This window comes from Pedobacter petrophilus, from assembly GCF_009674725.1.
Lineage (GTDB): Bacteria > Bacteroidota > Bacteroidia > Sphingobacteriales > Sphingobacteriaceae > Pedobacter > Pedobacter petrophilus.
Genome location: NZ_WKKH01000024.1, coordinates 1 through 16,575, shown reverse-complemented (window position 1 = coordinate 16,575; position 16,575 = coordinate 1). Strand labels below are relative to the sequence as shown.

12 protein-coding genes are annotated in these 16,575 nt (G+C 41.7%); 7 read left to right on the top strand and 5 right to left on the bottom strand.

The annotated features are described in order from the left end of the window. Window positions 1–17 precede the first annotated feature (17 nt). Window positions 18–1,115: a Fic family protein gene (locus tag GJU39_RS14790; RefSeq protein WP_154281714.1), complete on the top strand. Its 1,098-nt coding sequence runs from the start codon at window positions 18–20 to the stop codon at window positions 1,113–1,115. Between the two features lie 30 nt (window positions 1,116–1,145). Here the strand turns inward: GJU39_RS14790 and GJU39_RS14785 are convergent, their stop codons facing one another. After that, window positions 1,146–2,147 carry an FAD:protein FMN transferase gene (locus GJU39_RS14785; protein WP_245227916.1) on the bottom strand — a complete coding sequence of 334 codons (1,002 nt, stop codon included), beginning with the start codon at window positions 2,145–2,147 and terminating at the stop codon, window positions 1,146–1,148. Between the two features lie 115 nt (window positions 2,148–2,262). Continuing rightward, window positions 2,263–4,728 (bottom strand): TonB-dependent receptor, encoded by a 2,466-nt coding sequence (locus tag GJU39_RS14780; protein WP_245227914.1) that lies wholly within the window; start codon window positions 4,726–4,728, stop codon window positions 2,263–2,265. Window positions 4,729–5,231: 503 nt separating this feature from the next. Between GJU39_RS14780 and GJU39_RS14775 the strand changes: the two genes are divergently transcribed. Then, complete coding sequence (locus GJU39_RS14775; protein ID WP_154281710.1) at window positions 5,232–7,589, top strand: mechanosensitive ion channel family protein; 2,358 nt, start codon at window positions 5,232–5,234, stop codon at window positions 7,587–7,589. A gap of 90 nt (window positions 7,590–7,679) precedes the next feature. Continuing rightward, on the top strand, window positions 7,680–8,210 hold the full coding sequence (gene cysC, locus GJU39_RS14770) for an adenylyl-sulfate kinase (RefSeq protein ID WP_154281708.1): 531 nt from the start codon (window positions 7,680–7,682) through the stop codon (window positions 8,208–8,210). Here the strand turns inward: cysC and GJU39_RS14765 are convergent. Both GJU39_RS14765 and GJU39_RS14760 read right to left on the bottom strand, forming a co-directional pair. Beyond that, complete coding sequence (locus GJU39_RS14765; protein WP_154281707.1) at window positions 8,182–9,162, bottom strand: sulfotransferase family protein; 981 nt, start codon at window positions 9,160–9,162, stop codon at window positions 8,182–8,184. The two genes, cysC and GJU39_RS14765, sit on opposite strands and share 29 nt — an antisense overlap. Then, window positions 9,159–9,836 carry an aspartyl/asparaginyl beta-hydroxylase domain-containing protein gene (locus GJU39_RS14760; RefSeq protein WP_209437655.1) on the bottom strand — a complete coding sequence of 226 codons (678 nt, stop codon included), beginning with the start codon at window positions 9,834–9,836 and terminating at the stop codon, window positions 9,159–9,161. Before GJU39_RS14760 ends, GJU39_RS14765 begins: the two co-directional genes overlap by 4 nt. 168 nt (window positions 9,837–10,004) lie before the next feature. Here GJU39_RS14760 and GJU39_RS14755 point away from each other — a divergent pair, with 168 nt between their 5' ends. The 3 genes from GJU39_RS14755 to GJU39_RS14745 all read left to right on the top strand — a co-directional run bounded on the left by GJU39_RS14755 (window position 10,005) and on the right by GJU39_RS14745 (window position 12,870). After that, window positions 10,005–10,955 (top strand): formyltransferase family protein, encoded by a 951-nt coding sequence (locus tag GJU39_RS14755; protein WP_154281703.1) that lies wholly within the window; start codon window positions 10,005–10,007, stop codon window positions 10,953–10,955. Window positions 10,956–10,999: 44 nt separating this feature from the next. After that, window positions 11,000–11,623: a phage tail protein gene (locus GJU39_RS14750; RefSeq protein WP_154281701.1), complete on the top strand. Its 624-nt coding sequence runs from the start codon at window positions 11,000–11,002 to the stop codon at window positions 11,621–11,623. 80 nt (window positions 11,624–11,703) lie between these two features. Beyond that, entirely contained in the window at window positions 11,704–12,870 is a 1,167-nt protein-coding gene (locus tag GJU39_RS14745) for an ABC transporter substrate-binding protein (protein ID WP_154281699.1), read from the top strand. Here the strand turns inward: GJU39_RS14745 and GJU39_RS14740 are convergent. Further along, the gene (locus tag GJU39_RS14740; protein ID WP_154281698.1) at window positions 12,867–13,919 is read right to left on the bottom strand and encodes an SAM-dependent methyltransferase; all 1,053 of its coding nucleotides are present in this window, start codon (window positions 13,917–13,919) and stop codon (window positions 12,867–12,869) included. The two genes, GJU39_RS14745 and GJU39_RS14740, sit on opposite strands and share 4 nt — an antisense overlap. Window positions 13,920–14,001: 82 nt before the next feature. Here GJU39_RS14740 and GJU39_RS14735 point away from each other — a divergent pair. Beyond that, window positions 14,002–16,575 (top strand): beta strand repeat-containing protein (locus GJU39_RS14735; protein ID WP_209437654.1); only part of this gene is annotated, 2,574 nt, incomplete at its 3' end.

Below are 16,575 nucleotides of genomic sequence, written 5' to 3'. Positions count from 1 at the left end.
TGGAGCTTGTGAATAATATGTACATCTATCAGCAAAAGAAGTGGCCGGATTTTACCTGGGATGAAAAATCACTTTCCAATTCTTTGGCTCATGTTCGGTATAATCAAGGCAAACTCCTGGGTAAAATGGAAGGATTTGGCTTCGACTTACAGGAAAAGACTACGCTTGAAACACTGACTCAGGATGTATTAAAATCTAGTGAAATTGAAGGTGAAATACTTAATCGTGAGGAAGTTCGTTCTTCTATCGCCCGCAAGCTAGGCATGGAAGTAGCAGGGCTGGTCCCTTCAGACAGGCATGTTGATGGTGTTGTGGAAATGATGTTAGATGCGACCCAACGCTATCACCTGGAGTTAGATTTTGAAAGGTTGTTCGGATGGCATGCTGCACTGTTTCCAACTGGTAGAAGTGGTGTTTATAAAATTGTTGTTGGTAACTGGCGTAACAATACTACAAATGATCCTGTGCAAGTGGTGTCTGGTGCATTAGGTAAAGAAAAAGTCCACTTTCAGGCACCAGATTCAGCAGTATTAAATACAGAGATGGGCCAGTTTATACATTGGTTTAATCACGTTAATGATATCGATCCCATAATCAAAGCGGCTTTAGCACATTTATGGTTTGTTACAATCCATCCGTTTGATGATGGTAATGGTAGGATTGCAAGGGCAATAACCGATATGCAACTGGCACGTGCCGATGAAACTTTTCAAAGATTTTACAGCCTTTCTACCCAAATCAGGTTAGAACGAAAAGCTTATTATAGCATTTTGGAAAAAACCCAGCGCGGATCATTAGATGTAACAGAGTGGCTGGAATGGTTTCTTTTATGTTTTGATGCAGCACTTTCCAGTACGAATCATACACTGGTAAAAGTGGGTGAGAAAGCCAGTTTTTGGGAAAATACTGCTGCATTTAATGTCAATAACAGGCAAAAGATTATGCTCAATAAACTTTTAGATGGTTTTGATGGCAAACTGAATTCATCGAAATGGGCTAAAATTGCAAAATGTTCTCAGGATACAGCCGGGCGTGATATTAATGATTTGATGAACCGTGGCATTTTAAAGAGAGAAGCTGGAGGTGGCAGGAGTACGAGTTATGTTTTGAGCTAATAGAGCGGGGGGATTTTTTTTAAAAATGTGCTAAAGGCCTTTTTTCCAACGTTTAATCATTTTCTCACTCAAATTGTTGGAGTGGTAAACCTGGCCATTATCGCCAAACATTATACAGCTAAACTTTGGAAACTGATTGATAAATTTAAGTCCGGCTTCTTTTCCTAAAACCATGATGGAAGTACTAAAACCATTTGCCAGTTCTGCATCAGGGCCGAAAACGGTTACACTGGTTAAGCCTGTTGCGGGGTAACCGGTAACCGGATTGATGATGTGTGAATACCGTTTCCCATTGAATACCACGAATTTTTCATAATTCCCGGAAGTCACTACGGCACTATTTTTTAGTGGCACAACAGCATAGAGACTATCCTTATGAAAAGGATTGGTTATGCCGATCGTCCAGTGGTGGCCTTTTGGATGTTTGCCCCAGGTACTCATATCACCAGAACCATTTACAATTCCGGCTTTGATGCCTTTTTTTAGCATCATATTGCGACAGCGATCGGCTGCGTAACCTTCTCCCAAAGCACCAAAACCGATTTTCATTCCCTTCAATTTAAGAAAGATGGTCGAATTTATGCTATCCAGAATAATGTTCTGATAACCTACTTTTTCGACAGATTTTTTAATGGCTTCAGCAGTTGGCATTTCAGCCATCGAGCCATCGAATTTCCAGATTTTATCCATCGCCGCGAAGCTGATATCAAACGCACCACCAGTTATTTTGGATAAGTAAAGCGCTCGTTTGGTGAGATCAAACACTTCCCGATCAACCTTTATCGGCTTTATGCCAGCATTACTATTTACCTGAGAAATTTGAGAAGCTGGCTTCCAATCCGAAATTAAGAATTCAATCCGGCTGATTTCATTGATTACAGTGTCAATATTTTCTTCTGCTGTTTTAGCATCTTTCGCAACAATGGTAATTTCGAATTTGCTCCCCATTAAAAGGATTGTTCTTTTTCTCAATATCTGCCCGAAAGTGGCACAATTTAATAAGAGCAGGAAGGCAATCAGCTTAATTTTCAAGATGAATTTTATTACTAATGAATGGTCAAATTTAGGAAAGTAAATAGAGAAATTTCAGCAAAAAGCCCCAAAGTGTTTTAAATACTTTGGGGCCTTAACGCTAAAAGCTATTTCTTTAGAATTTATAAGATAACGTAGTCATGAACTGACGAGGTGGAATTGGGTTCACACTGTAGTTTTCATGAACGAAATAATTAAGTTCGTTAGTGATATTCGAAATCTTAGCTAGTAACGATAATTTTTTCCAGCTGTAACCGGCAGAAAAATCAAACGTAGTAAAAGCACTTAATGGAATCAACCTGCTGTAAGCCTGGATTTTTGAATCATTGTATCCACCATTACGTGCACCAGTGTAATAAGCTGATGCACCAAGTTTTAAGCCCTTAACACTTCCATCCTGGAAAGTATAAAATAAGGTTCCATTTGCAGTGTTTTTAGTAGAACCAACTAAACGCTGACCTTCAATAATACCACCAAGTGTAATCGTTCTGGTTGCATTTGGCTGAGCTGGTGTTGGCGCTGGTCCGGTAAGAACAGTTCTGTCACGTGTTTGCGTATAGCGGATATAGTTGTAGCTATAACCCGCAATAAAATTCAAACCTTTTATAATTGTACCAGTAATATCGAGTTCCAAACCATCACTTAAGGTTTTTCCGTTAAGTTCTTTAATGTTCGCATCTGCATTTATTCCGCCTTGCGCATTCAGAACTGCCTGTTGTGCAAACTTGTCATTAGCAATTCTATAAACGGTTAGGTTAACGGAAAGTCTCCCTTTTAACAAGTCATTTTTAATACCAGCTTCGTATTGATCAACGGTTGATGGATCAAGTGGCGCCAGATTGATGTCGGTACCAGTATTCTGAATGAAATTGCTGGCATAACTCGCATAAATTGAAGTTGTTTTTAGTGGCTGATAAATTAATCCAAACTTTGGCGTGAAAGCACTTTCTACTTTAGATTTATCAAGGTTATTCACACTAATGGTTTGTACGCCAGAGGCGAGATTGGTTGCTATTGTTCTCGGTGTTTTCTGAAAGGTATAACGAACGCCGGCCAGCACTTTAAATTGATCTGTAATTGATATTAAATCCTGTGCAAAAGTTCCCATACGATATAGGGGGGCAAAAGTTTCGGTAACCATATTGGCCGTTGGCTCAATTCCTGATCCAAAATAAGTGCTTGGATCTAATAGGTTCACATTGCCATAGTTAAACGTAGCCTGGTTATTATTGAACGTGAAGCCACCACTCGTAGTGCGTGATTGATCTGCATCGGCGCCCACCAATAAAGTATGTGTTATACTCCCGGTTTTGAAGAAACCATTTAAATTAATCTGCTCATTGTAGGTGAATTCTTTCGTTTTAGAACGGGTAACATTACGTGCTGCAAATCCATAAGGAAGTGGGTTGGTTGCCACTTTAGTATCGGCAAACGGACGTTCAGCACTGAAGTAATTTCTGTTATAAGACTGAAAATTCGCAATGACATTTAATTTCCAGGTATCACTAAATTTATGGTTAACGTTTAATTGTGAGGTTACCGTGTTCGTTTTATTATATGCCCATGGTGCGTTTACAAATGTTCCGCGGCCAAGATCAACAACTTGATTTTCAATTGTTCCAATCCCGAAATCGGGAGTCATGTTACTTTTTAAGTAATCACCTTGAAGCAAAATGTCTGTTTTGTCACTGATTTTATAAAGTAATGATGGGTTCACGTATACCCGGTTTGATTTTACGGAGTTTCTGAAACTGGCTGCATCTTCATAAGTTCCGATTAAACGGAAAGCAAGCTTTTTAGAAATCGGTCCATAAATATCTGCCGTTGGTTTGTACATGTCGTAACTTCCAGCGCGCATAGATACTTCGCCACCATACTCAAATTTAGGTTTTTTAGTCACCATATTTACTACGGCGCCACCAGTTACGCCGCCATAAAGCAAGGCCGCACTTCCTTTTAATATCTCTACAGATTCTAAGGTACTGGTTTCGGGCATGCCTCCGCTACTGGCACGAGTGCCATTTTTGAACACATTATTAGTACCTAAGCTATAACCACGGGCAAAGAAAGTTTCGCCACTTACTGAACCACGATTTTCACCATAGGCTACACCGTTTACATTTTTAAGTACATCGCTTAAACGATTTGCCTGTTGATCGGTAATTACCTGATTGCCGATAATCTGAACAGCCTGCGGAAGATCCATCGGTGCAATCGCAATTTTGCCCAGGTTTACAGGCTTCTGATTTGGCGTTTTGTAACCGTTTATGGCCACTTCATCCAGTTGAGATGATGATTCAGCAATCGCAAATGTGACTTCGGCATCTGAACCAGCCACCACATTAACTGTTTTTTCCTGTGCTGATACACCAACTGCTGAAATTTTGATGGTGTAGTTTCCGGGTGAAACGTTTTTTATTTTAAAATTTCCTTTTTCGTCACTTTGTGCAGTCTTAGATGTGTTTTTTAATCCAACGCTTACAAAAGCAGCAGGATTTCCATCGCTTGTTTTGATAGATCCCGACACGGATCCGTTTTTGGATTGCGCATATGCTGTTCCGGTTAGGAGTATAATTAGCATAGTCAAATTAAAAAATTGAGTAAATTTTTTATACATCTTATTTAGATTAATTCTTAGTGGCGCAAAAGAAAGAAATTAAAATGAGATTAGAAAACTATTTTTAATTATTCTAAATAATAATAAGGTTATCGGAAATTTAATGGTTTATAGGAGGCTTTTTCACCCGCTCAAGGGCCTGTTGAGGGATGTTTTATAAAGTAACTAATATTTCGACCAGCTTAATTTGATAGTACTTAAGCGTAATTCTTATAATTCTCTCCTGAACTTGCTGAAGCGGTAAAGGAGGCATTTGTTATTGGAAGGTGTTACAGCATTTATTTAATTAAACTGTTCGCTGAATATATTAGACTTAGGCTGTATAACCAGAATCGACATTCTGATTTGTGAAGGCCAAATGAAGTGTCTATATATCAAAATTCGAATACCATCGTTTATAAATCAATTGTATTCGCTATTTTTGACGGCTATGTTGCTAAGCAACAGGTTCCCCACTTTAAATTTCAATGGTAAAAAAAAATATTCTTTTAATAGCGGTTAGAAACCTCGCTATACTGCTTTCTATTTTCTTTTCGGCTGATGCATTTGCACAAAAAGACAAGCAAATGGAAAAAGATCAGGATGTATCTATGCTTTCTGATTCTGCCACGTTAACCAAAGGTGATTACCTGATGCATTTGGAAAAGGTATTTGAAACTATAAATAAAGTTCCGTTAACGGTGGCTTCTTTTAAAAAGCTTAAGCGTATGGAAGCACATCTGGCTCAGGATGAAGCTGCCCTGGCATTACTTAAAAGCCGGTTATCACAAGCAGACAGGGGATTAAATCTCCATAACCTGCAGATGGATGAAACGCTGCTGGAAGAATTGCAAAGCAACAATAAGGAATGTTTAGCAGATCTGGATGAATATGATAAGGAGTTAAGCGCGTTAAAAACCGAAATACTTAATCTTAGAAAGGATACAGTGCTGATTAAGGTTTTTAAGTTACCGGCCTTGAGGGTAATGTTTAAAGATCAGTTTGCAGAGTTAAAAAAGAAAAGGGTATTAACCGATAGCTTAATCAAGAATACTACCTTATCGATCAATAATCTCCATGCCAGAACTTCATCTAACCTGATCAATATTAAAGAGTTGATGTACTTAACTGATAGTCAGCTTGATGCGGTAAGTATTAAAGCTTTTGGTAAAGAACGGAGGTATCTTTGGGAATCGGTAAACAGGCCAGCTAATAAAAGCGTTGGTTTCCGCAGGTTTATTCAAGGGGAGCGGGAAATTTCGCGCTATTATTTTGTATATACGAGAAGCAGCCGGATTTTGTTGCTTTTTACCTGTACGATATTCTTTTTGTGGGTATTTTTTAATTTCAGAAGTGTAAAACAACGGGGCCGTTTGGAAGCGCTTGATGAATTTTCGTTGATTAATCCAAGGCCCTTTTTAATTACGTTTATTATGCTTTTTGCATTGGCGCCTATTTTTGATCTCCGCGCTCCTGCACTTTACATAGAAGCCGTACAAGTAATACTGGCCATTGTACTTTCTATATTTTTAAGAAAAAAACTAAATAAGAAATTATTCTACTACTGGTGCCTGTTTGTGGTACTTCTGCTGGCCCCTGTTTTTTTACGTTTGTTAGGCATGCCGCCAAGATATCAGCGCTGGTTACTTCTGTTTTTAAGTTTGTCTTCTGTAGCTTATGGAATAATAGTATGGAAACTGCTTGATGAGAAAACAAAAAGGTATAAAATGATTCTTGCTACAGGCTTTATCTATACCAGTTTTGCCATTACCGCTGCCTTTTGCAATTTATTTGGCCGTTTTACCCTTGCCCAGATTTTTTATTCAACCGGTGTCAGCGCCTTACTTAATGCCATTTCACTCACCATTTTAGCTAAAGCATTAGTGGAAGCCTTTCTGTTACAAATGAAGAGCAGCAGAATCCGGAAAGGATATCCGGAATACTTTGACTGGCAACCGGTAATAGCCGGCCTTAAAAGACTTACCGGCATTGGTGCGACGATTATCTGGGGTGTGATATTTACCACCAACCTCAACATTTTCAATGGAATTTATGAATCAGTTATGGTTGTCTTAATTGAAAAAAGAACCATTGGCAGCTTCTCTTTTACCTTTGGCGGCATTGGGTTGTTTTTAGGGATTATCTGGGTGGCTAACTTCCTGCAAAAATATATTGCCTATTTCTTTGGAGATACCGGAGACGATAGTTTCGACGATAATAAAGGCGAACGGTCTAAATTGTTAGTTACCAGGTTGGTATTGCTTATTAGTGGTTTTTTAATAGCCGTTGCAGCATCTGGTCTGCCAATAGATAAAATCACGGTGATCCTGGGGGCATTGGGTGTGGGTATCGGCCTGGGCCTGCAAAATATAGTGAGTAATTTTGTTTCCGGAATCATTCTTATTTTTGATAAAACCATCCGGATTGGTGACATTGTTGAACTTAGCAACAAGAAAGGCAGGGTGAAAGAGATTGGCGTACGTGCCAGTACTTTGCTGAGTGATGAGGGCGCTGAGATTATCATCCCAAATGGCTCTATTTTATCTAACAACATCATCAACTGGACGCTGAGCAATAACCAGATGCGCGTTGATATTTCATTATCAATTGCGAAACCGTTCAATTCCACTGAAGTGGTAAGCCTGATCCGGGAAATTATTATAGAAAATAGTAATGTTTTCTTGAGCAAGGAACCTATTATTTTGATCAGTCCGGTGAGTAAGCTGAACAGCAACATCAACATCTATTTTTGGTGTAAAGATATCTCCAAAGCTGATCTTACCAAAAGTATTATTAATGCACAGATTTTTGAAGCATTTGAAGAGAAGGAAATTGAGATTTTGTAGGATTTTAGATGGCGTTTATGGATGAATTGATGTTCATTATTCAATAAAATCAAAGGTTTAATTTATCTTTATCCATATTAAAAATACCTGATGCTCTCCTTACAAATCACAGGCCTGTCAGGCGCGGGAAAAACCACGCTTGCCCAATGGGTTAGCTGCCAACTTATAAAACTGGATTATCCCTGTATCGTAATAGATGGGGATAGTTATCGACAAACTTTGTGTAGCGACCTTGGTTTTTCACATGCCGACCGGATGGAAAATATCAGGCGTTTGGGAAAGCTGGCCAATGATTATGCGCAGCAGGGAACTATTGCCATTGTTGCTGCCATTAATCCTTTTGAAACTGTCCGTAGGGAGCTTAATTCGCTGTATAATACCAAAACAGTATGGGTTGATTGCCCGATGGATACACTCGTAGCAAGAGATATAAAGGGCCTTTACCGGAAAGCATTACTTCCGGACGGGCATCCTGATAAAATCTTGAACCTTACCGGAGTGAATGATGTGTATGAAAAGCCGCTTCAAGCAGATTTGCGTCTCGATACAGATCTCTTAACCTTAGATGCTGCGGGCAGGTTGCTGTTGAACTTCATTCTTGCGCAGGTTGCGCCAGCCTGAGCACTTCCAATTGCTCGTATTGTTTAAAAGCTTCATGCTGATAAGCAGGAACGGTTTCTTTGGGTTGTACTTCACTAAAAACCTGGCCAGGATGCTTTGCATGAAAGTGGCTTCGGGTGTTGATTTGCGCCCAGTCATCGTTATTCAACGCTACGTTGGCAAAATTGCAGAAACGCTGCATTATAGCCATAATCCCTTCATTATAATTAACCAATAAGGTAAGTGGATCTGCTTTTACTGCATTAACAAAAGCTTCAAGGTAATTTTCCAATACTTTGGCCGTGTGCCCATCAAAGTCAGCCGGATCAACTGCACCAGCTTCAATTCCCAATAACTCATTTGGCACAACACCAGGAACGGCTTGCATTCCCCGGAACTTCTGGTGAGACCGGATCACCTCATCAGGCTTGCGGTACAACAAGATAAATGGCACGTCAGGGTATAATCTTCTAATCAGGGGCATAAAATGGATGTGCCAGCTATCTGTTTTGATAAAAAGATGCTTTTTATTTCCATCAGGATTATGCCCATAAATTTTAATGGTGGCTTTCACCATTTCTTCGCGTTCGGTAGCAGATAACCAGTCGTGATGTTTAGTTAGCCTCAGCACTTCATCTATAAATGGGGCTTCTGGCAATACAATATGACGTTCGTTAATGGATAGAGACTGCGAGATCAGCGTTGATCCACACCTGGAAATATGAAAAATAAAGGCCGTGGGTTTAAGGCTTTTTAACCCGGAGGCCCATTCTGGGATTATGGCGATATTGCTTAAGGGCTTAAATGCATTGGAATTGAAAGGATGAGATAAGCATTTACTGATTGATTCATCAAAGAATGGCCCGGTAAAATGATCCCCATTGGTATAAAGCCATTTGCAGGTATACTCACCATTAATTTGCTTCAGCTGGTAGGGAATCCAGTTTTGCAATGGATGTTGGACCTCACTCATAATTGTGAATTTACTAAGGTGTTGTATTCGGCCTGCAGCTCCATAGCCATTTGCAGCGACCGGTCTGTCCCTTGTGCTTTTAAAGAGATAATCATTTGTTTTAATAGCTCCGGGGAGCGGCTTTCATCAGGCGCATGGGCAATTGTGTCGGTGTTTAGAATCCGTTGCTTTAACCAGGCATTTACCTTACAATCAATCACCAAATGGATTCTGTCTGTATTGCCATTGTTGGTTACGCGGTGCGGAAGGTTGGCGTTAATGTACCAGCATTCGCCTTCGTTCATGATGATACGTTCATCGTTAATATAAAATTCTACGCCAGCATTGGTCTGGATGGGGATATGCAAACGGGCTTCACCCTTCTCGAAAGCCAGTTCCATATCCCTGTGCTGTTTAATTACTGATCCGGCAGCAAGCCTAAGCAATCTAACGGACATTAGTTCACATTTCATTCCGTCGATAAAGGATTTAATATGTGGAAAAAGCATCATATTGGGATGGTCTCCAAAACGATCACTGTTAATTAAATCCGGAAGAATGTTATCCATTCCTCCCGGGGTACGCAGCGGAAGAACAGTCCAGCTGCCCTTATAATGCAATGTATTAAAATGGGCCGTCCAATTGTATGATAAATTGCAAAGATCAGGCTGCGCATGGATAAGGGAAACAGACATTTTTGTTCTTGAATAAATAACCATGGTATAGCCAAATAAATTTATACGTTACTAATTTAAGTCTAAAATTCAGATAAGGTATACTGATAAATAAGTATTTGTAAATAAATTTTTGGAGTTGTGAAAAAAAATAATATTTTTACGTTATCCAAATAACGTCTCAACTCTGTGAAAATCATCGTACTCTCAAACCACATTGCGGCATTGCCCGCTCTTGTTTATTTTCACGAAAAGGGTTGGCTAAAAGCCGTTGTAACCTCTCCTGGTTCTTTTGAGAAAAATTTAGTTAAAAATTTCTGTAATTCGAAAGGTATTAAATGTCTGCTTTTAGATCATGATGCGTCGTTTTCAGATCAGGTAAATAATCTACTCGTTACTACGGCTACTGACTTAGTATTTGTCTTTGGGTTTTCAAAGAAAATACCGGATGTTCTTTTGCAGAACCACAAGCTCCGGTTTTTAAATATTCATTTCAGTTTATTGCCGGCTTATCGTGGTCCGGCACCTTTGTTTTGGCAGATTAAAAATGGAGAAACAGCTACAGGGATTACCATTCATAAAATGGACAGTAGCTTCGATGGCGGACCAATTTTATATCAAGAGCAGTTCCAGCTTTATCCTGAAGAAAGCTTCGGTGCGTTGAATAGCAGATTAAGCCAGTTGGCCGTAAATGTAATTAGGAAAGCGCTGGAAAAATTGAATAAAAACGAAAGTCAATTCGTTGATCAGGATGAAAGTTTATCATTTAGTTACCCATCTGTAAAACGAGAAGATTTACTGATCGATTGGGAAAATCAGACAGCCGCGGAAATCATGAACCTTGTAAATGCCTGTAATCCCATTTTCAGCGGAGCTATTACATTTTTGAACGGACAAGAATTGGCAGTAGTAGAAGTTTCGCCAGCGATAATCAATGATGTAAGTAACCTTGAACCTGGTACAATAGCTTATGCTGATGGAAACTATGGTTTATTTGTAGCCTGTAAATACAATACTTTTTTGCGCATTAACATTGTACAAACCAGTGAATCGATTCTATCGGGCTATAAACTGATCGCCCTAGGCTTAAAAGCAGGGGTGCGTTTTCAACAAAATATGCAGCAAGAGTCGCTGTGCTAAATCAATTAATATATAATTTATTTAAACCTTAAACTATTAAAATTATGGATGATTATTTGGGTATGGTGAGAACGTTCGCAGGGAGTTTTGCACCTAGAGGATTTATGGGCTGTAACGGGCAGCTGCTTTCAATTTCAACAAATTCTGCGCTTTATGCGATATTAGGTGTTTCTTTTGGGGGTGATGGACGCACCACTTTTAGCTTACCAAACATGGCCGGCAGAACCGCTATTGGCACAGGATCCGCAGCTTTTGGAACATACACTATTGGGCAGGTTGCTGGTTCTCCAACAACTACATTAACTATTTTGAATATGCCTGCGCACAACCATGCGGCTGTATTTGCTGGTTCCGGATCAAGCGTTACCATTCCTGCGCCAACAATTAAGGCGTCAAGCGCGGTAGGAACAGCTGCGGCACCTTCTACAGCAGCTAACACTTTAGGGCAATTAGTAGTACCACGTTCTACAGGTGTTGCAATGTATAACAATGCGTTGCCAGATACAGAATTAAATGTTGGAAGTCAGCCTTCGAGTGCTACAGTTACCCCAACAGGAACAATAACTGTTGGTATTAATGGTAGTAGCCAGCCGGTTAATATTGCTAATCCTTATGTAGCATTAACGATGGTAATCGTTGTTGAAGGATTATTTCCGAGTAGAAACTAATCAATAAACAAATGGCCGGCTGGTTTTCGCCAAACGGCCATTTGGAATCAGTGATATGAATACAACTTACTAGCGCTCTTATGATGTTATCGCCGTTAAAAATTGGTTTTATAACTACTTATTCTTCCATTTATCCAGATCATGCCAATAATATCATAAATGGCTTGTTTGCCGGCCTCTGTAAAGATATTTACACACAGCATGATTATCAGTTTATACAAGAGTATGTAGGACAGGGTAAGGAAACGGATGTTAAGCAAGCGGTACAAAAACTGCTTAATTTTCATAACGTGGATATTATAATGGGCTATATCAGTTATAAAGTAATTCCAAATTTAATCCCATTGATTGAGAGCCGTCAAAAACTTGCTTTCTTTTTTGATATGGGAGAATATCTTCCTTCACTAAACTATACGAGCCCTAATATTTTTCATAGCAGCTATCAGTTATGGCAGGGTGAATATGCCCTTGGCCATTGGGCACACAAGAATTTCGGAGATAAAGGCGCGGTGCTTATGCCCCCTTACGATGGCGGCTATCACCTGGCTGCAAGTTTTAGACATGGTGCTATAGCGGCAGGGTCTGAACTGATGGATTTTCATATCCTATCATTAAATCACAATGAACCTCACGTGCTTGATATGGAGGTTTTACTCAATAATATAGAAAACGAACCACCTGCTTATTTACACGCTTTGTTTTCAGGCCCTCAGGCCATAGAATTTATAAAAGCTTTTTATGAAAGGGGTTTAGAGAAAAAAGTGCCACTCCTGCTTTCAGAGCCCATGTGTTTTCCGGATGTGTTAAAGGAGATTACAGGTTTTCCTTTGTCTTTTTATTCTTGTTCGCAATGGACAAGAGAAATGGCTGGGGAAATGAATGATGCTTTTGTAAGGATTGTCGAGGGACAATCTGGCAGGGCTGCGGATGTATTTTCTTTATTGGGGTTTGAGGCAGGCATGACGCTCAAAGAGATGGAACCTGCTATGCAACGTCGGGACTGGAAAAAGGTAATGGAGTATTTACAAACAGATAAAAAGAAAGGTCCGCGCGGTGAGGTTAATTTTTTTCCAAAATCTGGCTTCCTATTGCCAGATGTAGATATTGTGAAATTAAACGTGTCTGGCATTAATGTCAGCACAGTGGTTGTTGAGCGGGGAAAACGGCTGGCATTTAACGATATCACTTTTAGAGAAATTCATGAAGAAAGCGTTAGTGGATGGCAGAACCCTTATTTATGTATTTAAGTGCATATGATTCGGGGATCGTTATCCATTTTATAATAAAAAGATAAACCAGATTGACGAATCTGCTCGTTTAACGGCGTCAGATAGTCTTTTTCTGTTAAAATAGAATCGTCTTCGAGCAACACAATGTCTTTATAAATCTGCACTTCGGTAATCAGCAAAAGGGCAGTGTAGGCAGCTTTAAGATCTTTAGCATCAATCGTTTTTAGAAAAATGCGGCGATCCGCGGTAGTTCTTTCAAATTTTGTTACAGAGTGCTTGTTAATGGCAATCAGATTGGTAATCTTTTCTCGTACTGTGGCATTATATGCCCTGGTTTCCGTATCGAGAAAATATTCGAAAGCGGGATTTTTTTCTTCCCCCCATTTTGATTGATAAAGGTCAACCCGTATCTCTTGAGGAATAAGTGCTCCATCTGGTTTTAAAAACTGGTGAAGGTGATGGAAAATAGCCACCTGCGGTTCTTTTCGCAAGGCCTTATCCATAGTTTCAGATATAATGATGTCATAAAAGTCATTATTTGTTGGGGTAAACAGGGTTGCATCTGCTTTGATAAATCCATTAAAGTATGCCTGCAGGTTAAATGCTGTGATTAATTTGCTTACGGCATGTAATGATGACTGGTGAATATCAAGCAAAGTAACCTGGATCTGGTCTGCAGAAAATAGGGTGGTTAACGGCAAAATGAGCGATGCATAAGGTCCGGTTCCGGCATATAAAATCAGCAGAGGTTGTTGATGGTCCTGACCGAGTTTCTCATTGATTAGCTTTTTAATGCCGATGGTGAATTTATAAGAACGCAGGTAATCAAGAAAACAATATGCAGCCATATACGGATTTACACGGGTGCCGTTTTCACTCAGTTCTTCGAAAATTTCTTCCTCATCTGATGGGGCGAGTACACCTTCGATATTGGTGAGTTTTGAATAAAGATTGTGCAACTGGTTTACCGTATCTACCACCTCGGGTGTAGAAAGTGCGCCTGTTAATTTTTTAGAAAGTAGTTCAAATGCCGTTTGATGATTTGATAATTCTTTTGAGATTGACATGGTGTTAATTAAGGTATGGTGCAATTATAATAAAAATTATCCCCACTTATTTTGGGTAAATGTATACGATAACGTGTTAAATATGATGAGAAAATTTTACTTATTAATTTGTTTGTCGATTGTTCAGTTGGTTGCCTATGGGCAGACCAAAACACTCGATTTTAACAATGTCGCTAGCGATATAAATGGAACGAGGTTGGGAACAACATCTTTCACGCAGACTACTGCGGCTCAAGAAAGCTGGACATTTACAATGGTAGCTAATAGCCCCGGTTTTTGGTCATATAATGACCAAACGCTTTGGCTCCAGTCTGGCGATCCAACCGCCACGCCTGTTGGAAATGCCAAGACATCCATAAAGCGGGCGGATGGTCAGACCTTTAATTTTAAAACGATTAATTTTTTAACCTTTGGCCAGGATCAGTATCTCAGGATAGAAGGTAAAAAAGCAGGGACAGTAAAAAACACCCAAAACGTTTATCTGGCAGATGCAAATGTTCCTCATCCATATAATTTTACAGGCTGGACAGATATTGATGAAGTGGTGCTTACCATCACTTCAAATGCTCAATTTCCAACTAATACCAGTGCAGCCGATTTTTATTTAGGTATAACCAGCTTTAGTTATGATCCTTCACCAAAAACAATTACAAATGCGACAACGGCTATAGGCAGTACCACTGCAACCTTTAATGGTAACATAACGAGTGCAGGTTTTTCTGCAATTATAGAGAGAGGTTTTGTTTACTCCACGAGTCTTAATCCTACTACTGCTAATACCAAAAGGGTAGTTTCCGGAACAGTAACAGGCACATATTCCTATAATGAAACAACACTATCAGGCTCTACAATTTATCACGTAAGGGCTTATGCAATAAATAGTATCGGTACTTCTTATGGAGTAGATCAGCAATTTACCACTTTAGCACCACCAACGGTAACGGCTTTAAGCCCAACCAGTGGCCCAGCTGGTGGAGGCACCAGCGTAACCATTACCGGTACCAACTTCACCGGGGCGACCGCAGTGACCTTTGGCGCTACGGCGGCTACCAGCTTCACCGTTAACTCGGCAACACAGATCACGGCTACCGCACCGGCAGGAACAGGCACCGTTGATGTCCGCGTCACTACAGCAAGGGGCACCAGTGCGACCAGTGCCAGCGACCAGTTTACTTATGTTTCAGGACCAACGGTAACGGCTTTAAGCCCCACCAGCGGCCCGGCCAGTGGTGGCACCAGCGTGATCATTACCGGCACCAACTTCAGCGGGGCGACCGCGGTGACCTTTGGCGCTACGGCGGCCAGCTTCACCGTTAACTCGGCAACACAGATCACGGCTACCGCACCGGCAGGAACAGGCACGGTTGATGTCCGCGTCACTACAACAGGGGGTACCAGTGCGACCAGTGCCAGCGACCAGTTTACCTATGTCGCAGGACCAACGGTAACGGCTTTAAGCCCAACCAGTGGCCCGGCCACTGGTGGCACCAGCGTGACCATTACCGGCACCAACTTTAACGGGGCAACTGCAGTGACCTTTGGCGCTACGGCGGCTACAGGCTTCAGCGTTAACTCGGCAACACAGATCACGGCGACCGCACCGGCAGGAACAGGTACGGTTGATGTCCGCGTCACTACAGCAGGGGGCACCAGCGCGACCAGTGCCAGCGACCAGTTTACCTATCTCGCAGGACCAACGGTAACGGCTTTAAGCCCAACCAGCGGCCCGGCCAGTGGTGGCACCAGCGTGATCATTACCGGCACCAACTTCAGCGGGGCGACCGTGGTGACCTTTGGCGCTACGGCGGCCAGCTTCACTGTTAACTCGGCAACACAGATCACGGCTACCGCACCGGCAGGAACAGGCACCGTTGATGTCCGCATCACTACAGCAGGGGGCACCAGTGCGACCAGTGCCAGCGACCAGTTTACCTATCTCGCAGCACCAACGGTAACGGCTTTAAGCCCCACCAGCGGCCCGGCCAGTGGTGGCACCAGCGTGACCATTACCGGCACCAACTTCAGCGGGACTACCTCGGTGACCTTTGGCGCTACGGCGGCTACAGGCTTCAGCGTTAACTCGGCAACACAGATCACGGCTACCGCACCGGCAGGAACAGGCACGGTTGATGTTCGCGTCACTACAGTAGGGGGCACCAGTGCGACCAGTGCCAGCGATCAGTTTACCTATGTCGCAAGACCAACGGTAACGGCTTTAAGCCCAATCAGCGGCTTGGCCAGTGGTGGCACCAGCGTGACCATTACCGGTACCAACTTCAGCGGGACTACCTCGGTGACCTTTGGCGCTACGGCGGCTACAGGCTTCACCGTTAACTCGGCAACACAGATCACGGCGACCGCACCGGCAGGAACAGGCACGGTTGATGTTCGCGTCACTACAGCAGGGGGCACCAGTGCGACCAGTGCCAGCGATCAGTTTACCTATGTCGCAAGACCAACGGTAACGGCTTTAAGCCCAATCAGCGGCTTGGCCAGTGGTGGCACCAGCGTGACCATTACCGGTACCAACTTCAGCGGGACTACCTCGGTGACCTTTGGCGCTACGGCGGCTACAGGCTTCACCGTTAACTCGGCAACACAGATCACGGCGACCGCACCGGCAGGAACAGGCACGGTTGATGTTCGCGTCACTACA